This window comes from Pseudomonas sp. NFPP04 (assembly GCF_900113815.1).
Taxonomy (GTDB): domain Bacteria; phylum Pseudomonadota; class Gammaproteobacteria; order Pseudomonadales; family Pseudomonadaceae; genus Aquipseudomonas; species Aquipseudomonas extremorientalis.
Genome location: NZ_FOQS01000008.1, coordinates 101,678 through 122,444 on the forward strand (window position 1 = coordinate 101,678; position 20,767 = coordinate 122,444).

The 20,767-nt window shown below is 59.6% G+C and carries 19 protein-coding genes and 1 pseudogene; 8 read left to right on the forward strand and 12 right to left on the reverse strand.

The genetic code is table 11. The features are described from left to right. Positions 1–93: 93 nt before the first annotated feature. Entirely contained in the window at positions 94–1,617 is a 1,524-nt protein-coding gene (locus tag BM017_RS18060; RefSeq protein WP_027605509.1) for a fumarate hydratase, read from the reverse strand. 216 nt (positions 1,618–1,833) lie between these two features. On the opposite strand from BM017_RS18060, the gene BM017_RS18065 reads away from it, so the two are divergent. Together BM017_RS18065 and BM017_RS18070 are read left to right on the forward strand one after the other, a co-directional pair. Continuing rightward, entirely contained in the window at positions 1,834–2,766 is a 933-nt protein-coding gene (locus BM017_RS18065) for an iron-sulfur-binding ferredoxin reductase (RefSeq protein WP_071489330.1), read from the forward strand. A gap of 30 nt (positions 2,767–2,796) precedes the next feature. Beyond that, positions 2,797–3,546, forward strand: a complete 750-nt coding sequence (locus tag BM017_RS18070) for an enoyl-CoA hydratase (protein WP_092246834.1) — start codon at positions 2,797–2,799, stop codon at positions 3,544–3,546. 161 nt (positions 3,547–3,707) lie between these two features. On the opposite strand, the gene pyk is transcribed toward BM017_RS18070, so the two are convergent. After that, a complete protein-coding gene (gene pyk / locus BM017_RS18075) occupies positions 3,708–5,159 on the reverse strand; it encodes a pyruvate kinase (RefSeq protein WP_071496512.1) in 1,452 nt (483 codons plus the stop codon). A gap of 173 nt (positions 5,160–5,332) precedes the next feature. Here pyk and BM017_RS18080 point away from each other — a divergent pair, with 173 nt between their 5' ends. Beyond that, entirely contained in the window at positions 5,333–5,707 is a 375-nt protein-coding gene (locus BM017_RS18080) for a tetratricopeptide repeat protein (protein ID WP_092246837.1), read from the forward strand. A 224-nt stretch (positions 5,708–5,931) separates the two neighbouring features. Next, positions 5,932–6,291: a PilZ domain-containing protein gene (locus BM017_RS18085; protein ID WP_071489334.1), complete on the forward strand. Its 360-nt coding sequence runs from the start codon at positions 5,932–5,934 to the stop codon at positions 6,289–6,291. A 76-nt stretch (positions 6,292–6,367) separates the two neighbouring features. On the opposite strand, the gene BM017_RS18090 is transcribed toward BM017_RS18085, so the two are convergent. Genes BM017_RS18090 through BM017_RS18115 form a run of 6 tightly spaced genes read right to left on the reverse strand, consistent with a single transcriptional unit; the run spans position 6,368 to position 13,050 of the window. Further along, positions 6,368–7,699, reverse strand: a complete 1,332-nt coding sequence (locus tag BM017_RS18090; protein ID WP_092246840.1) for a DUF58 domain-containing protein — start codon at positions 7,697–7,699, stop codon at positions 6,368–6,370. Positions 7,700–7,706: 7 nt separating this feature from the next. Then, the gene (locus BM017_RS18095) at positions 7,707–8,702 is read right to left on the reverse strand and encodes an AAA family ATPase (protein WP_071489518.1); all 996 of its coding nucleotides are present in this window, start codon (positions 8,700–8,702) and stop codon (positions 7,707–7,709) included. Continuing rightward, positions 8,699–9,868: a DUF4350 domain-containing protein gene (locus tag BM017_RS18100; RefSeq protein ID WP_092246843.1), complete on the reverse strand. Its 1,170-nt coding sequence runs from the start codon at positions 9,866–9,868 to the stop codon at positions 8,699–8,701. Before BM017_RS18100 ends, BM017_RS18095 begins: the two co-directional genes overlap by 4 nt. After that, positions 9,865–11,394, reverse strand: coding sequence for a DUF4129 domain-containing protein (locus BM017_RS18105; protein WP_092246847.1), 1,530 nt, complete (start codon positions 11,392–11,394; stop codon positions 9,865–9,867). The genes BM017_RS18100 and BM017_RS18105 overlap by 4 nt, the downstream gene beginning before the upstream one ends. Beyond that, positions 11,381–12,361 carry a stage II sporulation protein M gene (locus tag BM017_RS18110; protein WP_092246850.1) on the reverse strand — a complete coding sequence of 327 codons (981 nt, stop codon included), beginning with the start codon at positions 12,359–12,361 and terminating at the stop codon, positions 11,381–11,383. Before BM017_RS18110 ends, BM017_RS18105 begins: the two co-directional genes overlap by 14 nt. Next, positions 12,358–13,050 carry an RDD family protein gene (locus tag BM017_RS18115; RefSeq protein ID WP_092246852.1) on the reverse strand — a complete coding sequence of 231 codons (693 nt, stop codon included), beginning with the start codon at positions 13,048–13,050 and terminating at the stop codon, positions 12,358–12,360. The genes BM017_RS18110 and BM017_RS18115 overlap by 4 nt, the downstream gene beginning before the upstream one ends. A gap of 167 nt (positions 13,051–13,217) precedes the next feature. Here BM017_RS18115 and sbcB point away from each other — a divergent pair, with 167 nt between their 5' ends. Continuing rightward, positions 13,218–14,645, forward strand: coding sequence for an exodeoxyribonuclease I (gene sbcB, locus BM017_RS18120; protein WP_092246855.1), 1,428 nt, complete (start codon positions 13,218–13,220; stop codon positions 14,643–14,645). An 88-nt stretch (positions 14,646–14,733) separates the two neighbouring features. On the opposite strand, the gene mvaT is transcribed toward sbcB, so the two are convergent. Next, on the reverse strand, positions 14,734–15,108 hold the full coding sequence (mvaT, locus tag BM017_RS18125; protein WP_016970296.1) for a histone-like nucleoid-structuring protein MvaT: 375 nt from the start codon (positions 15,106–15,108) through the stop codon (positions 14,734–14,736). 351 nt (positions 15,109–15,459) lie between these two features. On the opposite strand from mvaT, the gene purU reads away from it, so the two are divergent. Further along, on the forward strand, positions 15,460–16,308 hold the full coding sequence (gene purU, locus BM017_RS18130; RefSeq protein ID WP_071489376.1) for a formyltetrahydrofolate deformylase: 849 nt from the start codon (positions 15,460–15,462) through the stop codon (positions 16,306–16,308). A gap of 86 nt (positions 16,309–16,394) precedes the next feature. Beyond that, positions 16,395–16,565 (forward strand): hypothetical protein, encoded by a 171-nt coding sequence (locus BM017_RS29150; protein WP_165447918.1) that lies wholly within the window; start codon positions 16,395–16,397, stop codon positions 16,563–16,565. Here BM017_RS29150 and BM017_RS29690 read toward each other — a convergent pair whose 3' ends face one another. Together BM017_RS29690 and BM017_RS29695 are read right to left on the reverse strand one after the other, a co-directional pair. Continuing rightward, the gene (locus BM017_RS29690; RefSeq protein ID WP_371914386.1) at positions 16,566–17,330 is read right to left on the reverse strand and encodes a methyl-accepting chemotaxis protein; all 765 of its coding nucleotides are present in this window, start codon (positions 17,328–17,330) and stop codon (positions 16,566–16,568) included. Between the two features lie 93 nt (positions 17,331–17,423). Further along, positions 17,424–18,455 (reverse strand): annotated as a pseudogene (locus tag BM017_RS29695) (cache domain-containing protein); the annotation flags it as partial. A gap of 204 nt (positions 18,456–18,659) precedes the next feature. On the opposite strand from BM017_RS29695, the gene BM017_RS18140 reads away from it, so the two are divergent. Then, a complete protein-coding gene (locus BM017_RS18140; protein ID WP_092247154.1) occupies positions 18,660–20,138 on the forward strand; it encodes a helicase HerA-like domain-containing protein in 1,479 nt (492 codons plus the stop codon). 4 nt (positions 20,139–20,142) lie between these two features. Here BM017_RS18140 and BM017_RS18145 read toward each other — a convergent pair whose 3' ends face one another. Continuing rightward, positions 20,143–20,598, reverse strand: coding sequence for a DUF721 domain-containing protein (locus tag BM017_RS18145; protein ID WP_071489378.1), 456 nt, complete (start codon positions 20,596–20,598; stop codon positions 20,143–20,145). Between the last annotated feature and the right edge of the window lie 169 nt (positions 20,599–20,767).

Sequence of the window (20,767 nt, forward strand, 5' to 3'; positions counted from 1 at the left end):
CCCAGAGGTCACAACCGCCGCGTTTTCCACAGGCCATAAAAAAGGCGACCGGGCCATGGGCCGCAGTCGCCTTTATGTTTGGAGTGGAAGCGCTTACTGCACTTCTACCGCCAGGCTTTCACTGATCTTTTTCTGCCAGATGGCAGGACCGGTGATGTGCACGGACTCGCCCTTGCTGTCGACAGCAACGGTGACCGGCATGTCTTTCACGTCGAACTCGTAGATCGCTTCCATGCCCAGTTCGGCAAACGCGACAACACGCGACTTCTTGATGGCTTGCGCCACCAGGTAAGCAGCGCCGCCGACGGCCATCAGGTACACGGCCTTGTGGTCCTTGATCGCTTCGATCGCAGTCGGGCCGCGTTCGGATTTGCCGATCATGCCCAGCAGGCCGGTTTGTTCGAGGATCTGGCGAGTGAACTTGTCCATCCGCGTAGCGGTGGTCGGGCCTGCCGGGCCAACCACTTCTTCGCGCACCGGATCAACCGGCCCGACGTAGTAGATGAAGCGACCTTTCAGGTCCACCGGCAGGCTTTCGCCCTTGTTCAACATCTCGACCATGCGTTTGTGCGCGGCGTCGCGACCGGTGAGCATCTTGCCGTTGAGCAACACGGTTTCGCCTGGTTTCCAGCTCTGCACTTCTTCCGGGGTCAGGGTGTCGAGGTTGACGCGACGGGCCGACGGGCCGGCTTCCCAGACGATTTCCGGGTAGGCATCCAACGGTGGCGCTTCCAGCGACGCCGGGCCCGAACCGTCGAGCACGAAGTGTGCGTGGCGGGTGGCGGCGCAGTTGGGGATCATGCACACCGGCAGGGACGCGGCGTGGGTCGGGTAGTCCATGATCTTCACGTCGAGCACGGTGGTCAGGCCACCCAGGCCCTGGGCGCCGATGCCCAGTTGGTTGACCTTCTCGAACAGCTCCAGACGCATTTCTTCGATACGGTTCTGCGGGCCGCGCTTTTTCAACTCGTGGATGTCGATGGATTCCATCAACACTTCCTTGGCCATCACCGCAGCTTTCTCGGCGGTGCCGCCGATGCCGATACCCAGCATGCCCGGTGGGCACCAGCCGGCGCCCATGGTCGGAACGGTCTTGAGCACCCAGTCGACGATCGAGTCGGACGGGTTGAGCATGGCCATTTTCGACTTGTTCTCGGAGCCGCCGCCCTTGGCCGCCACGTCCACTTCTACAGTGTTACCCGGGACGATGGAGTAGTGGATGACCGCCGGGGTGTTGTCCTTGGTGTTTTTGCGCGCGCCTGCCGGGTCGGCGAGGATGGATGCACGCAGGACGTTTTCCGGCAGGTTGTAGGCGCGACGCACGCCTTCGTTGATCATGTCGTCCAGGCCCATGGTGGCGCCATCCCAACGCACGTCCATGCCCACGCGCACGAACACGGTGACGATACCGGTGTCCTGGCAGATCGGACGATGGCCGGTGGCGCACATGCGCGAATTGATCAGGATCTGGGCGATGGAATCACGTGCTGCTGGCGATTCTTCGCGCAGGTAGGCTTCGTGCATGGCCTGGATGAAATCAACGGGGTGGTAGTAGGAAATGAATTGCAGGGCGTCGGCAACGCTCTGAATCAGGTCGTCTTGCTTGATCACGGTCATGAGTCGCGCTCCTCTATAAGGGAACATTCAATAAAGGTGGGCCCAGTGTTGCATCGGTCGGCTGAGGCCACCTTTCCAAGGCACGCCAAAGTGGTGCAGGCGCGACGCTAAAAAGGCGCGGCAGTATAACCCGGCGCGGTGGCCGATACACCCGACTATGGTCAAACTGTCGCAGGCATGATTCCCTGTGCGCGCCCCTTGTGATTGAGTCCTTATATGCCTGAACTGTACGTCGGCGAACACCATTGGTCGGTAGCCCCCGGCAGCAACCTGCTGGATGCCTTGAACCTGGCAGGTGTGGCCGTGCCCTACAGTTGCCGCGCCGGCAGTTGCCATGCCTGCCTGGTGCGGTGCCAGGGCGAGGTCGAAGACAAGCAGCCCGAGGCCTTGAGCCCGGCGCAGCGCCAGGACGGCTGGCGGTTGGCCTGCCAGTGTCAGGTCAGCGGCGACCTGCGGGTTGAAACGTTTGACCCGACGCGTGACGGCTTGCCGGCCCAGGTGGTGGGTGTCGATTGGCTGAACCCGAACGTGCTGCGCCTGCGCCTGCAACCAGAGCGAGGTTTGCGTTACCGGGCTGGGCAGCACCTGGTGTTGTGGGCCGGGCAAGTGGCGCGACCTTATTCCCTGGCGAGCTTGCCCCAGGAAGATCCATTCCTGGAGTTTCATCTCGATTGTCGCCTGCCCGGCGAATTCAGCGATCTTGCCCGGCAGTTGCAGGTGGGTGATCGACTGCGCCTGGGGGATTTGCGCGGCGGTGCGCTGCAATATGATCCGGACTGGCAAACACGGCCATTGTGGCTGCTGGCATCCGGGACTGGGTTGGGGCCCCTGTGGGGTGTGTTGCGTGAGGCGCTGCGCCAGGATCACCAGGGCGCCATCCGCGTCATTCACCTGGCCCATGATGCCGAAGGCCATTATCTGGCCGAGCCCTTGGCTGCGCTGGCTGCACAGCATCCCAACCTGTCGGTGGAACTGTGGACGGCGGCGCAGGTGGCCCAGGCATTGGCGCAACTGCGGCTTGTTTCGCGGCAAACGCTGGCCTTACTCTGCGGGCACCCGGCCAGCGTCGAGGCGTTTTCCAGGCGCCTGTTCCTGGCGGGATTGCCGCGTAATCAGCTGCTGGCCGATGTGTTCTTGCCCCGCGGTTGAGCGCTGAATGTTCCAGCCGCGAGATTTGCCATGACCGATGCCATCCAACAGTTGCGCGAACGCGGGGCGTTGATCCTGCAGTTCAATCGTCCCGACAAGAAGAACGCTCTGACCCGCGCCATGTACACGCAATTGGCCAATGCACTGGAGCACGCCGACGCGGATGCCGATATCCGCTGCGTGCTGATCCAGGGCAGCAGCGAGTGCTTCACGGCCGGCAACGACATCGGTGATTTTCTCGAACAGCCGCCCAGCGACCTCGACAGCCCACCGTTTCACTTCATGAAAAGCCTGCTCAACTGTCGAAAACCCGTAATTGCTGCGGTGGCGGGGTCTGCGGTGGGTATTGGTACAACCCTGCTACTGCATTGCGACCTGGTGTACATCAGCCGCGATGCGCGTTTGCGCATGCCGTTCGTCAACCTGGGGTTGTGCCCGGAGTTTGGCTCGAGCCTGATCTTGCCAAGGTTGCTGGGGCACGCAAAGGCCGCCGAATTGTTGCTGTTGGGTGAGGGATTTACCGGCGAACAGGCAGTTGCGTGGGGGCTTGCCACTGAAGCGCTGGGCAACGGCGAGGCGGCGCTGGCCAAGGCGCGGGAAGTGGCCGAACGGTTTGAGACCCTGGCGTCGGGTGCGGTGCAGGTGACCAAGCAGCTCATGAAAAGTGTGGATCGCGAGCAGTTGCGCCAGGTGATCGAGGAGGAGGGTGCCTTGTTCACCCAGCGGTTGAAGTCGCCGGAGGCGATTGCGGCGCTGTCAGCGTTTATCACCCGGCGATGAATGTGTGGTGGTTGATCGGGCTTCATCGGGGGCAAGCCCCCTCCCACCTTTGGTCGGCGGCGCGGTCAAGATGAGGTGCTTTGGCATCAAACAACCGCTTCCCTGAAATGCAAAAAGCCCCGCCATTTTCATGGCGGGGCTTTTGTTTGTCAGCGTGTCACTCAGACCTGAGGGTCGCCCACGTGCAGGATCTTCATGCCATTGGTGCCACCGGTGGTGTGGTAGCTGTCGCCTTTGGTCAGGATGACCCAGTCGCCTTGCTCCACGACGCCGCGCTTGACCAACTCGTCGATTGCCTTCTGGCTGACTTCGTTCGGTGCCAGTGAAGCCGGATCAAACGGAACGGTGTACACGCCACGGAACAGCGCCGCGCGGGCCTGGGCTTCACGGTGCGGTGTGAACGCGTAGATCGGCACCGAGGAGCGGATGCGCGACATGATCAACGGCGTGTAGCCACTTTCGGTCAAGGCGATGATCGCTTTAACGCCCGGGAAGTGGTTGGCGGTGTACATGGCGGCCAGGGCGATGCTCTGGTCACAGCTTTCGAACTCTTTGCCAATACGGTGGCTGGAGGTCTTGCTGGTCGGGTGCTTTTCGGCGCCGAGGCAGATACGTGCCATTGCCTGAACGGCTTCCAGCGGATACGGGCCGGCGGCGCTTTCAGCCGAGAGCATCACGGCGTCGGTGTAGTCGAGCACGGCGTTGGCCACGTCGGACACTTCGGCACGGGTCGGCATCGGATTCTGGATCATCGATTCCATCATCTGGGTCGCCACGATCACCGCTTTGTTGTGGCGGCGTGCGTGCAGGATGATCTTTTTCTGGATACCGATCAGCTCGGCGTCACCGATTTCCACGCCCAGGTCGCCACGGGCAACCATCACCGCGTCGGAAGCCTTGATCAGGCCGTCGAGGGTTTCGTCGTCGGCCACGGCTTCGGCGCGTTCGATCTTCGCCACCAGCCAGGCGGTGCCGCCGGCTTCGTCGCGCAGTTTGCGAGCGTATTCCATGTCGGCGGCATCGCGCGGGAAGGACACGGCGAGGTAGTCCACTTCCATTTCGGCGGCGAGCTTGATGTCAGCCTTGTCTTTTTCAGTCAGGGCCGGTGCCGTCAAGCCACCGCCACGACGGTTGATGCCTTTGTGGTCGGACAGCGGGCCGCCGATGGTCACGGTGCAGATCAACTCGGTGCCGGTGGCGGTGTCGACGCGCATGACCACGCGGCCATCGTCCAGCAGCAGTTCGTCACCGACGCCGCAGTCCTTGACCAGGTCCGGGTAGTCAATACCCACGACTTGCTGGTTGCCTTCGGTCAGCGGGTGGCTGGTGGAGAAGGTGAAGGTGTCGCCGATTTTCAGCTCGATCCGCTTGTTGGCGAACTTGGCGATACGGATTTTCGGGCCTTGCAGGTCACCCAGCAGTGCCACGAAGCGGCCGTGCTTGGCAGCCAGGTCACGCACCAGCTTGGCGCGAGCCTTGTGCTCGTCCGGGGTGCCGTGGGAGAAGTTCAGACGGGCAACGTCCAAACCAGCCAGAATCAGCTGTTCGAGGACTTCCGGCGAGTTGCTGGCCGGGCCAAGGGTGGCGACGATTTTGGTACGACGGACGGACATGCACAGACTCCTGAGTTCAAGCGCTGAGGAAGGCTACTATGCTCTTTCGTTGTAGTCATTGTTCGTTTGCACTACTTATCGACGATTGCCTTGTTTTCGCTGCGGCTGAATACGAACATCCTTGAAGATTTTTAACGAGGGGTCGATACACTGCACAAGACAGGAGAACCCTCATGCGAATTTTGCTCATTGCTGCCCTGGCCGTCAGTGTTATCGGCTGCACCCGTTGGTCGATGGACCACCATTTGAACAATGCCTACCGCGCCTACAAGGTCGGCGATTGCGAGCGTGTCACCCTGGAGTTGTCCCAGGTCGACCGTGAAAGCCGCACGCGCCGCTATGTGCAACCGGAGGTATCGATGTTGCGCGGGCAATGCCTTGAACGGCAGAAACTGTTCGTCGATGCGGTGCAGACCTATCAATTCATCATCAATCAGTACCCGTCGAGTGAGTACGCCTATCGTGCTCGTGCGAGGCTCGATACCTTGCAGCAGTTGGGGCATTACCGCGGTGCAAGTGTCGCCCAGCCGCGTCCCGCTTCATTGTGATGATAATCGCCATTTCATAACTGGCCTGTTGCCAGTCTTGGGCTATCCTTTGAATGTTCGTTTGTACAAGTTTCTATGCAAACGAATGCGGGCCCGGACTCGGTAGCTGTTCTGGCGACGGACTATTGCCCGTTGTCTTACCGAGATCCATGGAGAGCGGGTTTTATTACTCGTTCCGAATCACTGGCACGGCCGCGTTATGGCCACTGGATGGCGATCTCACCATGTTTACCGACCGACGGATCGAGCGGCATCAGCTACCTTACTTCCTGCAAGTGTTTAACCGTCTCACCGACAAGCCCATCGGTTTTTTGGGCAATGTTTCGGAAGACGGGCTGATGTTGATCAGCCAATTGCCCATGATGGTCGACGTGGATTTCGAGCTGCGCTTGAAGATTCCGGAGGCTGACGGCACCTTTTATCCCATTGATCTCACGGCTACCTGCCTGTGGAGCCACGAAGATATCAACCCGCAGCATTACGATTCCGGGTTCAGTGTGCTGCAGGCCCCGGAGGAGTATGGGCAATTGATCAACGTCTTGTTGCATTACTTCAGTTTTGACCCCTTGCAGGCTTCGGCCTAGCTACAACGCACTGTCGACCCGGTTCAGAGGGATTTACCTCTGCCGTGGTCGAGTGTGGTTTTTCAGAACGCTTTTCTCAGAAAGCGCCGGCTTTCTTCCAGCCCAGGTAGCGTGTCACCAGTGCGGGGCCCAGCTCGGATGGCAAGGTGTCCAGGACGGATAAGCCATGTGCGGTCAGGCGGTCATGCAGCTCGTCCCGTGTGTTGAGGTAGTCGATGGTGCCGCTGTAGGCCAGGGCTTCGGGCAAGGTTTGCACGGGGGCTTGACGCAGTTGGTCGAGTACCTCCTCGCGCAAGCTGGCCACCAGCACCTTATGTTGACGACTGATGCGTTTGACGGCCGTCAACAGGGCTTCATCGTCCTCGTCCCGCAGGTTGCTCACCACAATGACCAAGGCTCGACGCTTCTGCCGGGCCAGCAGTTGGCTTGCCGCCGCCTGGTAATCGGCGGTCCGTCGGGTGGTGTCCAGGTCGTACACCGCATTGAGCAACAGGTTCAACTGGCTACTGCCCTTGACCGGCGCCAGGTAGCGCGATTGGTCACCGGCAAAGGTGCACAGCCCCACGGCATCGCCCTGGCGCAAGGCAACATAGCTGAGCAGCAGGCACGCATTGAGGGCGTGGTCAAAATGAGACAGTTCGTCATCCTGGCTTCGCATGCGCCGGCCGCAATCAAGCATGAATACTATCTGTTGGTCGCGCTCATCCTGGTATTCACGGGCGATGGGGGTGCGTTGTCGGGCGGTGGCTTTCCAGTCGATCTGTCGCAGGCTGTCGCCTTCGCGAAACTCACGTAGTTGATGAAATTCCAGCCCCAGACCGCGCCTTTGACGTTGACGAACGCCCAATTGGCTCAGCCAGTTGTCCACACCCAGCAGTTGGGCGCCGTAGAGCCGAGCGAAATCCGGGTAGACGCGGGTGGAGTCGCTCACTTCGATATGGCGTCGTGCCGCCCACAGCCCCATAGGGCTGGGTAGATGTATTTCGCAACGGCTGAAACTGAAATGCCCTCGCCGCAGGGGGCGAAGGCGGTAGCCCAGTTCGCTGCGTTCACCGGGATACAAGGTTATGGGTTGAGGCATGTTCTCCACGCTCAGCCCGTCGGGGGCATGATCGAATACCTGCACCGTCAGCGGCTGTGGGAAGTCGTGCTCCAGAGCCAGGCGGATTTCGCCCCAGCGTCCCAGCGCCAGGCTGCCGGGCATCTGCCGTTGTACATGCGGAGATGGGCGGCGATGCAATCGTACGGCGTCCAGCATGGCCAGCAGCAACAACGCCAGGAGTAACCCCCAGACGACTGAGTGCAAGGTGTCCGGTACTGTGAGCTGCAATGCTGCCGCAGTGCCCAGCAAAATGCCCAGACCCAGCAATGCGCCGAGCCAGTTCAACAGCAGACGGGTCGGCTTCATGGGCGAGTCACTGCCGGGGTGCCGGAATCTGATCCAACAACTGCCTGAGCACTTGGTCGACCTCCAGCCCATCGATATCCAGCTCTGGCGCGATACGTACGCGATGACGCAGTACTGCCAGGGCGCATCCCTTGATATCGTCCGGTGTTACAAATTCACCACCGCGCAACAAGGCGCGGGCACGGGCGCCGCGGACCAGGTCGATTGAGGCGCGCGGTCCGGCACCGATCGCCAGCCCTGGCCAGCTGCGTGTAGCGCGTGCCAGGCGCACGGCATAGTCGAGCACCTGTTCATCCAGGGCAAGGTCACTGGCAACCTGCTGCAGTTGCAGCACATCTTCGGCCTGCAATACGGTGCGCAATGGGTGTACAGCCAGCATGTCGGCCCGCGACGAGCGGGTGACTTCGCGCACCATCTCCAGTTCCTGCTGCGCGTCGGGGTAATCCATGCGCACCTTGAGCATGAAGCGATCCAGTTCCGCCTCCGGCAGGGGGTATGTGCCTTCCTGTTCGATGGGATTCTGTGTCGCCAACACCATGAACGGTTGGCCGATGGGCAGCGCCTCGCCTTCGAGGGTCACCTGCCGTTCCTGCATGGCCTCGAGCAAGGCTGCCTGGGTCTTGGCTGGAGCACGGTTGATTTCATCGGCCAGCAACAAGTGGGTGAACACTGGCCCCTTGCGCAGCTTGAACTGTTCGGTATGCAGGTCATACACGGCGTGGCCTGTGACGTCGCTGGGCATCAGGTCCGGGGTGAACTGGATACGCGCGAAATCGCCCTCGAAGCAGCGTGCCAAGGCGCGCACCAGCAAGGTTTTGCCCAGCCCTGGCACGCCTTCGAGCAGCACGTGGCCACCGGCGATCAGTGCGGTCAGGACGTCTTCGATCACCGAATCCTGGCCAATCACTGCCTTGCGCAACTCAGTGCGCAGGGCTTGGGCTTGCCCACTGGCGCGTTGCAGGGCTTCACTGGTCAAGGCAGTGGTGCTTGGGAAATCACTCATAAGGCATTCCTGAGGGTTTGCAGGCACGCCACCTGTCGGCTGAAATCGGCGCTGGAAAGCCGTTTTGCCGGGAGTGGGCCAAGGGCCTGGTTGATGACGTGAGAGGGTTGGCGCGTCAGGTGTTCAAGCACGCGGCGCTGTTCTGCGTTGTCGAGGCGTTCAAAACCGGGGTGGCGGCGTCGGGCCGCACGCAAGATATCGCGTTGCAAGGCCTGCAGCAGGGTGCCCTGGCCGATGCGCCGCAGCAGGAAATCGGCACTGGCTTTCAGGTGTTCCTGCAATTGGCGACGCGCGGGGGATGCAGGGGCCCGAATCGGGCCTTGACGCACGCCGGCCCGCCAAAGTCCCAAGGCGACGAGGGCAGTGAGTGCCACCAGGGCTTGGGGGAAATACCGCATCAGCAAGGTGAACAGGTCGTCGAAGTCGCTGTTGAACAGCAAAGTCACGGCGGTGCCCTGGTTCAGGTACCACAGCAGCCAGGCGTTGTCGTGCTTGCCGATGTTCGGGGTTTTCCACAGGTCGCTGTCCGTGATCACTGTGACACTGCCTTCCCCAAGGTCGAGCTGCATCAGGTGGCTGGCCCTTGCGCTGTTGGCGGAGAATTGAGCCAGGTGCTTGGGGTCGGTCAGGTTGAAATCTGTGTCGAAACTGAAATAAGCCGGTGCGGTTTCATTGTCGACATAGAGTTTGGTCAGGTCCCGGGCTTTCTTGCTTGAGGGCTTTTTGAGGGAAGTGGCAGGTTCTTCAGGTTCGTCACTCAGTGTCTGGTGAATCTGCAGGCGATCGAGCAGCAGGTCACCGCTTTTGCCAGTCTCTTCATCCCACAGCGCCTCGGCGACCAGCAACAGATGGCCGCCTGACCTGGTCCACTCCAGCAACTGTTCTACCTGGCGTGGCGACATATTACTGCGCTCGCCGAGCAGCAGTAGGCTGTTGCCCTTGGAGGGCAAGGTATCCAGCTGTTTCAGGTTATAGGCATGCTCTACGGTCAGGCCTTGTTGGCGCAGAAAGTGTTCGGCTGCCAGGTAAGGATTGGCCAGCGCCTCTGGCGAAGGACCACGATCTACCACTTCGTCATAGGGAGTCGCCTTGCTCCATGCGTAGTAACCGCCCGCGCCAAGCAGGCACGCCAGTAATAACCCCACCCATAGTAATGGCCGATTCATGGATTGCTCCCTGGGCTGAACAGGGCGCGCCAATCACTGCATAGTTTCTGCTGGGCAGGGAGCGGAGGCAGGCGGTGACCATAAGCGAGGTTTTGCCAATGACGGGTCAGTTCATCACTGAAGGCCAGCAGCTGTGGTTGCTGCAACTGGTGTACACGTGCCAGGACCTGGCCTTCGGTATCAGCGCCTTTCAATGGCAGGTTGAAATCATGCAATAACCGGCTGAGCAGGCCTCGATACAGCAGGGCGAGGGCTACCCTGGGTTGGGTGGCCCATAGCTGTTCGGCGGCGCCGGCAACGTCGTCGGGCAAGGTTTCGGTACCCAGTTCAAGACCGAACAATTGCGTGGGCAGGGGTTTGGCAACCTCTGTCTTACGCGGCCCGCGCCGGCTGACGAAGGTGTGCAACCAGTCTCGGTAACGCCACGCGAGCATGATCAGGCTGCCGATGAAAACGCCCCACAGTAGAACTTCCAAGCCTTGGGCGATGTGCTTGAAGGTATTGCTGTTGAGGTTGTCCAGCAGCGCCTTCAGCCAATCGGGAAGTCTGCCGTCACTGTGTGTTTTGTTTTTACCGGCTGGCTTTTCTTCGCCAAACCGATAACGGGTTACGGTTTCCGGGTTCTTGAAGGGCGGTTTGTCCAGCAGCGATTTGATGGATTGGCTCGCGCTCGGGGTACTCAGCGGTTTGGAGGGACTGGAAGCTTCGGCCATGACAGGATGGCTGAGAGGCAGCAGCATCAGTCCGATCATCAATAACAACAGCGGGGCCACATTGCTCAGGCGCTGACGAAGGCGTCGGAAGACCAGCTCCAGGTCCCAGGCTTCCAATACGGTGCGACGATTAAGGTAGAGGCTGAAGCCGCAGGCGACATAGATGGGTTCCCAAAATATCAGCAGCAAGACATAGAATGCGTTGCCCAGGTGCTCCAGCCATAACCCTTCCGAACTTGTCGCCAATAACAGGCGCTGCCAGTCCCAATCCATCTCGAGGTTTTGTGGGATGAACAGATAGAACAGTGCCATGCAGCCGAACCACAGGCCTATTTCCAGGTGCATTCCGATGATGGTGAGCCAGCGCGCGGCTCCGGCATTGCGTTGCTGCAACACGCCCAGGCGTTTCTGGCGTGCCGGGCCGTCCAGGCCTTCGAGTTGGCTCACCGGCATTACAAAGCTGCGGCTCAGGCTCAGCCGTCGCCAGGTCAGGCTGGCCAGCAGTTGACCCTTGAGGAGGAGCGGCCACTGGCGCACAGCGTGCTTGATAGTGGGCGTTTCACCAAACAGGGCCTTGGACAAAATGTACAGCGGCAAGCGGTCGAAGGCCGGCTTGAGCCACCAGAACAGAAATATGGCGGTGGACGGATACTGCCACAGCAGGGCTGTAAGCAAGGCGTACACAGGTACGGTGACCAATGCCCAACTGCCCATCAATAGCACGCGATGCTCCCGTGCCATCAAGGCGCCAAGATCCATGGCTTCCCAGGCAGTACGCGGCCGGATGACCACGCTGGCATCAGTCAGGCGCATGGCGATTCCTTCCCGCAAAGCCCAGGTAAGTGCCCACCAGCAGCCACAGAACAGCGCCCACCAGGTATTTGACCCACGGGGTTATCACGGTGGTGGATGACCAATAAGCCTCGATGAACGCTGCGATCAGCAGGAAAATCATGACACCGCAGAGCATTTGCACGCTCTTGCGTGCAGCCAGCCGCAATGATTCACCACGGGTCAATTGTCCCGGAGCGATCAGTGCCCACCCCAACTGCAAGCCTGCGGCCCCGGCGAGGGCGATCGCGGTCAGTTCGAATGCGCCATGGCCGATGACGAATGACCAGAAGGTCTGGCCATAGCCGATCTCGGTCAGGTGACCGGAGACCGCACCGATGATGAGGCCGTTGAAAATCAGAAAGAACACGCTGCCCAGACCGAACACTAAACCGGCGGCAAACGTCTGGAACGCGATACCGATGTTGTGCATCACGTAGTAGCCGAACATCATCCAATCTTCGCTCGATGCACGCTCGGCGGCGCGGCCCAGGCGGCTGGCATCAGGGTCGTACATGCCCTGCATCTCGGCCACCTGTTGCGGGCTGACGATGCTGTAGATCAGGTCGGGAAACAGGTAGACCAGCAGGGCAATACCCACCAGGCTGCCAAAGAACAGCAGGCTGGCGATCAGCACAAAACGCCACTGCTCCCGTACCAGCCGAGGAAAATCGGCGAGTACAAAGCTCAGCGCATTCGCCGCCAGTTGGCTGCGATGACGGTAGAGTTGTTGGTGGCCGCGCAGGGCCAGTTGTTGCAATGGGTCTACCAGATAGCTGCTGTAGCCGCGTTCCTGGGCCAGGGCCAAATGCTGGCACAGGCGTCGATATTGATGAGGGAAATCGGCCACGTCACCGGCCTTGGCCTGGCCTTGCTCCAACTGTTTGAGCTGTTCGGCGAAGGCTTGCCATTGGCGCTGGTGACGGCTTTCGAAAAGGCTCTGTTTCATGCTGGCCCCAGCAGGCCACGGGCCACGCCATTGAGTTGTTCCGCAGCGCGGGCGGGGGATACCTGCAAGGGGGCTGCAAGAATCGAGGCCAATTCGTGAACGCGCTCGGTGGACAGTTCCCCCTGGCGTTCCGCGAAACCAAGGATCGCCCGTTGTTCGCTCAAATCCAGGGCGAAGGGCAGGCGCAGGGCCGTCGCTTGAGGAATCTGGGGGCGTACCAGCGGCTGTTCACGGTAGATCACCAGAGTGCCGGCGGCCAGGTCGCCCAGGCGCTTGAAATGGGGGTGCTGCAGGCAACTGATCGCGCCGAGGCAGTAGCCGAACGGCAGCATGTCGACAAACCGCAGCAGGTTGCGGATCAGTGATGCGGACCAGCCAATCGGAGTGCCGTCATCTTGTACGACACGCAACCCCATGACCTGCTTGCCGGGTGAGCAACCCTGGTTGAGCACCTCGAACAGCACCATGTACCACCAACTGATCAGGAACAGCAGCAGCGCTCCCAGGCCGATACCGACGTTGCCAAGCAAGGCCAATGGCACCAGCAGAACGCCCATGACCACCGCGCGTACGCCCAGGTCGAAGGCAAAGGCGAGCACGCGCGGCACCAGGCCGGCCGGGCGCAGGGGCAGGTCGATGCCCTCCGGGGTCTCGATCTGGTAGCGGGTGTCCAATGGGGCTGACGGCATCGCGATCCTTGGCAGTGCAGAGTGGCTGGAAGACACGGATGCTAGCAGTGTCGGGGATGGAAGCAACCACTCAAGATTTTGCTGGATGTTTGTACAGTATATTTGGTGCTGGTCGCGGACGCCTTCCAGCGCCTAGACTTTGTCGATCTTCAGTACAGGAACAGCCCGTGAACTCCATTTTCTGGTACGACTATGAAACCACCGGCATCAACCCGCGCAGCGATCGCCCTCTTCAGGTAGCCGGAATTCGTACCGACCTTGAACTCAACGAGATCGGCGCGCCGGTCAATCTCTATTGCCAGCCCAGCGACGATATCCTGCCGCACCCCATCGCCTGTGCGATCACTGGAATCACGCCCGCAATACTCGCGGAAAAAGGCTTGGCCGAGGCCGACTTCATGACTCGGGTGCACACTGAACTGGCCGTCCCGGGTACATGCGGCGCCGGTTACAACACGCTGCGGTTTGATGACGAGATGACGCGCTACAGCCTCTATCGAAATTTTTTCGACCCCTACGCACGAGAATGGCAGGGGGGTAACAGTCGCTGGGATTTGATCGACGTGGTTCGCACCGCCTACGCCCTGCGCCCGGAGGGCATCGAGTGGCCGCAGGAGGATGGGCGTGTCACGCTCAAGCTGGAGCGGCTGACCGAAGCCAATGGTATCGACCATGGCCAGGCACACGATGCGTTATCCGATGTGCGTGCCACGATTGCATTGGCTCGGCTGGTACGTGAGAAACAGCCCAAGTTGTATGAATGGCTGTTTCAACTGCGCAGCAAGCAACGGGTGATGGACCAGGTGCGTCTGCTGCAACCGATGGTGCATATTTCCGGGCGTTTCTCTGCCGAACGTCATTACCTGGGGGTGGTGCTGCCGCTTGCATGGCACCCGCGTAATCGCAATGCATTGATTGTCTGTGACCTCGGACTCGACCCGCAAGGGCTGCTGGACCTTGATGCCGATACCTTGCGCCAGCGTCTCTACACTCGCCGTGACGATCTGGCCGACGGTGAACTGCCGGTCCCCCTCAAATTGGTGCATATCAATCGCTGCCCCGTGGTGGCGCCCTTGAATGTGCTGCGCGCAGAAGATCGTGAGCGTCTGCACTTGGACATGAGTATTTATCAGGAGCGGGCGCTGCGGCTAACTGACGCACAGGAACTTTGGCGCGATAAGTTGGCGGCCATTTACGCGCACGAAGACTTCACGCCGAGTTCGGACCCTGAGCAACAGCTTTACGACGGTTTTATCGGAGACCGTGACCGGCGTTTATGTGAACAAGTCCGAACGGCTGAACCTGCGCAATTAGCGCGCCAGCAGTGGCCTTTTGATGACGAGCGTTTGCCTGAATTATTGTTCCGCTACCGAGCACGCAACTTCCCCGATACGTTGAACAGCGAGGAGCAACTGCGCTGGAAACTTTTCTGTCAGCAACGTTTGTCGAGCCCGGAATGGGGCGCACCGAATACCCTTGAGGCGTTTGAACAGGCTCGGCGTGAATTCGCTATAAGTGCTTCACCGTTGCAGTCCCAGGTGCTGGAGCAATGGCAGGAGTATGCGGACTCTCTAGCAACCAGAATGAATCTGTAGTCGGTTTTGCAGACTATGCAGACAATAAAAAACGCCAGCAAGCTGGCGTTTTTTATGTGTAACGGCTCAGGCGCAAGCCTGGTGAGGCTTAGCCCAGCAGGGTAGCCCAACCTTCAACTACGTCACCGCCCCACTTGGCTTTCCACTCTTTCAGCGTTTTGTGGTTGCCACCTTTGGTTTCAATCACTTCGCCGTTGTGCGGGTTTTTGTACTGTTTGACTTTGCGGGCACGCTTGGTACCGGTAGTTTTTACGGCGCCGCGTGGAGCCTTAACTTTCGACTCTGGATCCAGCAGCGCAATGATGTCACGCAGGGATTTGGAGTATTCACCCATCAGGGCGCGCAATTTACCTTCGAATTCCAGCTCGGTTTGCAGTTTGTCGTCTTGGGACAGGTTCTTCAAACGGGCTTGCAGCTCTTTGATAGCTTCTTCGGTGGCACGGTATTCGTTGATCAGAGACATGTGGACTACCTTATGTAGAGCGCTGATTGACAGGGATAGTGGCCCAATAATAGTCAGGCGGTTTGCCCAAGTAAACATTTAAGGTCGCATTTATGTGAATTACTTTGAATGTTTGTAGCAATGCTATGCATTCGAGTTAATTACCAGGGCGTAGACCCTAAGATAAATCTGCTTGAAAAGCGGGAGCAGCCGTGACGTGGCGCAACAGCCTCATATATGCAGTGGTAAAACCATAGGCTATTAAGGGGCAAGGCTGTGGGCGGTGATCAGAATAAACGTTAACGAGTACTGCAGTTTTCCTGCGCAATCGCTAGAATGGCGGCCTTTGCGAAGTTCTGGAGTTTCCCCCTAATGCGCACTTTTCGGCTGGTGATTGCTTGCCCGGACCGGGTCGGCATCGTTGCCAAAGTCAGTAACTTTCTGGCCTCCCACAACGGCTGGATCACCGAGGCGAGTCATCACTCGGACAATCTCAGCGGTTGGTTCTTCATGCGTCACGAGATTCGTGCCGATTCGCTGCCTTTTGGTCTTGATGCCTTCCGCGAAGCGTTTGCGCCGATCGCCGAAGAGTTTTCGATGACCTGGCACATCACCGACACCGAGCAGAAAAAACGCGTGGTGTTGATGGCCAGCCGCGAATCCCACTGCCTGGCCGATTTGCTGCACCGCTGGCACAGTGATGAACTGGACTGCGAGATCGCTTGCGTGATTTCCAACCACGACGACCTGCGCAGCATGGTCGAGTGGCATGGCATTCCGTATTACCACGTGCCGGTCAACCCGCAGGACAAGGAGCCGGCGTTCGCCGAGGTTTCTCGCCTGGTCAAGCAGCACGAGGCTGACGTTGTGGTGCTGGCGCGCTACATGCAAATCCTGCCGCCGGAACTGTGCCGCGAATACGCCGGCAAGGTGATCAACATTCACCACAGCTTCCTGCCGTCGTTCGTAGGGGCCAAGCCGTACCACCAGGCTTCCCTGCGGGGGGTGAAGTTGATCGGCGCGACTTGCCACTACGTCACCGAGGAGCTGGACGCCGGCCCGATCATCGAGCAGGACGTGGTGCGTGTCAGCCACAGCGACAGCATTGAAGACATGGTGCGTTTCGGCCGTGACGTCGAGAAGATGGTCCTGGCCCGAGGCCTGCGCTACCACCTGGAAGACCGCGTGCTGGTGCACGGCAACAAGACAGTGGTGTTCTGACCGACCTGTTGTGATTGAAGAATGAAGGGCCTGGGCGTTAAATCGTTCCAGGCCTTTTTTCTTTGCGCGCCTTTGAGGATTGAGCGATGAGTGATCCGTTGGACAAAGCCACGTCAAAAGCCCCCGCTACGTTGGGGGAGGGGTGTTTGAGTCGATATGACCCGGATGACCTGGACAGCGAGGACGGCACCGAATTTCCCGGTGCCGCCGAGTTGTGGGAGCAGGAGCAGGCCAGGTCCGAGCCTGAGGACTGCTGATCAAATCCGGAAACTACCGACCAATTGCTTCAACCGTGTCGCTTGTTGCTCAAGGTCGGCACATGCTCGCAGCGTGGATTGCAAGTTTTCCACCCCTTCCTGATTGAGGGTGTTGATCTCGGTAATGTCCATGTTGATCGACTCCACCACTGAAGTCTGTTCCTCAGTCGCGGTGGCGACCGACTGGTTCATGCCGTCGATCTCGCCGATGCGCTGGGTCACGCTGTTCAGGCGTTCGCCGGCCAGGTTGGCGATGTCCACGCTGTCGAGGCTATGGCGCTGACTATCACTCATGGTACTGACCGAATCCCGGGCGCCGACTTGCAGTTCCTCGATCATCTTCTGCACTTGCTGCGCGGATTCCTGCGTGCGATGCGCCAGGTTGCGCACTTCATCGGCAACCACCGCAAACCCACGGCCCGCTTCCCCGGCACGTGCCGCTTCAATGGCAGCGTTTAACGCCAGCAGGTTGGTTTGCTGGGAAATACTGGTAATGACTTCGAGAATCTGGCCAATATTCACCGTCTTGCTGTTAAGCGCTTCGATATTGCTGCTGGAAGCGCTGATCATCGCTGACAGCTGATTCATCGCCTTGATATTGCGCTCGACCACTTGCTGGCCGTCCTCAGCCAGATGCCGCGCATCGCTGGCCTGATGGGACGCTTGCGCGGCATTGCGCGCAATTTCCTGGGCGGCTGCGCCCAATTCATTGATGGCGGCGGCGACACTGTTGGTACGGTTGGCCTGCTCGTCGGAGTTGACCATCGACGAGTTGGACGCGCTGACCACCCGCAGTGCTACCTCATTCACCTGTTCGGTGGCTGAGGACACCTCGCGGATCGACGTATGAATACGCTCCACGAAGCGGTTGAACGCGTTACCCAGTGTGCCGAACTCATCATGATTCTGGATGGTCAGGCGACGGGTCAGGTCGCCTTCGCCATCGGCAATATCCTGCATGGCGCGGGTCATCACATGCAGCGGTTGCATCAATACGCGGATAAGCATGCCGAGCAGGGCAATGATGATCACCACGGCAATAACCGTGGCTATTACCGCCGAAGTGCGGAATTCGCTGAGCATGGCGAAGGATTTGTCTTTATCTACTGAAATACCGAGGTACCAGTTCACCGAGGGCAGGCCCTTGATCGGTGTAAAAGTCACGATGTTGTCCTTGCCGTTGACCTCGACTTCGCTGAAGTCAGGGCTGATCTTCGGTGTGTTTTTTGGATAAACGTCAGCCAGGGTTTTCATCACCAGGTTTTTGTCCGGGTGTACCAGTACCTTGCCATCGGCGCTGACCAGAAACGCATAGCCCATGCCGCCGAAGTCCAGCGCGCCAATGTTATCCACCAGGGTTTGCAGGCTCAGGTCGCCACCCACTACGCCGATGCTCTGAGCGCCTCGAGTGCTGGGGGTAGCCACGGAGATGATCAATTTGCCGGTGGCCGCATCGATATAGGGTTCGGTCAGGGTTGAGCCGTTGCTGCTTTGGGCGCCCTTGTACCAGGGCCGCACACGCGGGTCGAAACCATCCGGCATCTTGGTGTCGGGGCGGATGGTAAAGGCGCCCTGACTGTCGCCGACGTAGGTCGCCATAAATGAGGACGTCAGGGTTTTCTGTTCCAACAGGCCGGCAACCGCAGACGGCTCGGGGTTGATGGCGATGTTTTGTGCGGCGTTTTCCACCAGCGCAATACGCCCGCTAAGCCAGGTTTGAATGTTGCTAGCGGTGACGTCGCCCATTTCATGCAGGTAGTTGTTGAGGTCGTCGCGAATGGCGTTGCGTTGCAGGTAGTCGTTGTAGAGGGTAAACAGCGCGAAAGCCGCGATGACGATAAGGGAGGCTGCAAGCAGGATTTTGTGGCTGAAGCGCAGATTTTTATTCATGGCTTGTAGGGTCCGCTAAGGTCTTAATATCCAAGGCGCGTCCTTGTGGGATGCGCAAAATGACAGCGTCAAAAAAGGTGTGATACTTCTTGTAGTAGCTCTGGTGGTCCATGTAGGAACTATCTGACCTATTTTTAGACTTTGTGGGTCTCACATCTGCCTATATCGACCTGGCGACACTAAAGATTAACCATGGGTGACGAAATGCCTGACTCCTCGCAACTGCTTATCGGTGCCGATCTTTCCGGCCAGCCCATCGCCCAGGCCATGCGGTTGGCCAATCGCCACGGGTTGATCGCCGGTGCCACCGGCACGGGCAAGACCGTTACATTGCAACGCCTGGCGGAAGCCTTCAGTGACGCCGGCGTGGCGGTGTTTGCCGCGGACATCAAAGGGGACCTTTGCGGCCTGGGCGCCGCAGCGAACCCGCAAGGCAAGGTCGCCGAGCGCATCGCCAGCATGCCTTTCCTGAACTACACGGCCAAGGCTTATCCGGTCACGCTGTGGGATATCCACGGGCAGTCCGGTCATCCATTGCGCACCACCATCAGCGAGATGGGCCCGTTGTTGCTCGGTAGTCTCCTGGAGCTCACTGACAGCCAACAGTCGGCGCTTTACGCAGCGTTCAAGGTGGCGGATCGTGAAGGCTTGCTGTTGCTGGACCTCAAGGACCTCAAGGCACTGCTTAACCACTTGCGCTATCACCCGGAATTACTGGGTGAAGACGCGGCGCTGATGACCACCGGATCCAGCCAGGCCCTCTTGCGGCGCCTGGCGGTGCTGGAGCAACAGGGCGCTGAAGCCTTGTTTGGCGAACCGGCCCTGCAGTTGGAAGACATCCTGCAACCCACCAGCGATGGGCGCGGGCGCATCCATCTGCTGGACGCCAGCCGCCTGGTGCACGAGGCGCCGAAGGTGTATGCGACGTTCCTGCTGTGGCTGTTGGCGGAGCTATTCGAGCAACTGCCCGAGCGTGGCGATGCAGACAAGCCGCTGCTTGCACTGTTTTTTGATGAAGCTCATTTGTTGTTCGCCGATACGCCCAAGGCCTTGCAGGAGCGCCTGGAACAGGTGGTGCGGCTGATTCGCTCCAAAGGCGTCGGTGTGTATTTCGTCACTCAATCGCCAGGCGACCTGCCGGACAGCGTGTTGGCCCAACTCGGCCTGCGCATCCAGCATGGCTTGCGGGCGTTCACCACCAAGGAACAGAAATCCCTGCGCGCCGTAGCGGATGGGTTTCGGCCAAACCCTGCATTTGATGCCTTGTCGGTATTGACGGAACTGGGCACAGGTGAGGCCTTGGTGGGCACCTTGCAGGAAAAAGGCACGCCGGAAGTCGTCCAGCGCGTTTTGGTGGCACCGCCGCAATCACGGATAGGGCCGCTCAGCGAAGCCGAACGCGCCGCGTTGGTAGCCAGCTCGCCGCTGCAGGGGCGTTATGACAAGCCGATCGACCGGGAGTCCGCTTACGAAGTGCTGATGTCACGCAAGGCGCTTGGCCCGACCGAAGAAACCAGGCCGACCAACGACGAGCCGAGCTTCACCGACAGGGCCGGTGCATTTCTGGGCACCACGGCAGGCAAGGCGTTGAAATCGGCGATGCAGCAGGCCGCCAATCAGATGGGACGGCAACTGGTGCGTGGTTTGTTGGGATCGTTGCTAGGCGGCAGCAAGCGCAAATAGAGACTCAGGGTTTGGGCCTGGCGTGGGCTGCCAGCCGCTCAAGTGCAGCGCGCAAGGCGGGGTTGCTGATCCCGTCGGCTGTTGCCTGAATGGTTTCGGCGGCATTCGTCGACAGGTCGTGAGTATGCTCCACCACGGCAGGCAGGGTGGTGGGCGGTTGTACCTTGAACTGGATGCGCGTCAGGCCGGCGAATTCATCAAAGGCCATCAATTGACGTTGCAGGCGTTTTTGCTGATAACGCAGACGTGTCGCCCAATGGCCATCTGTGACAATTAGCAGCAGGTTGCCTTCGCGCCAGGACGCTACGCGGCAGTGTTCGCGCGCGGCCGGTTGCAGCTGGCTTTCAAGCAGGCGTTGCAGGCGGCCCAGGCGTTGCGCATGGCCGAAGATGGCTTTCAGCGGCTTGGCATCACGAAGCAACACCGCAGGCGCGCGGGCTGGTGAGGGGCGAAATGCCATTATTGGACACCTTAAGTAACAGAGCTGCCATCGTAGCAGAAAGCCCCCGTACGCCCCAGGCGCTGCATCCATGGGTTTTGTTCGTGAAATCAATCGGTAACTTCTGCGCTCCATGGGTTGAAGTTCCGGTAAAAGCCCTTATTTTAAACAAGCCCTCTCACCGCCCCAT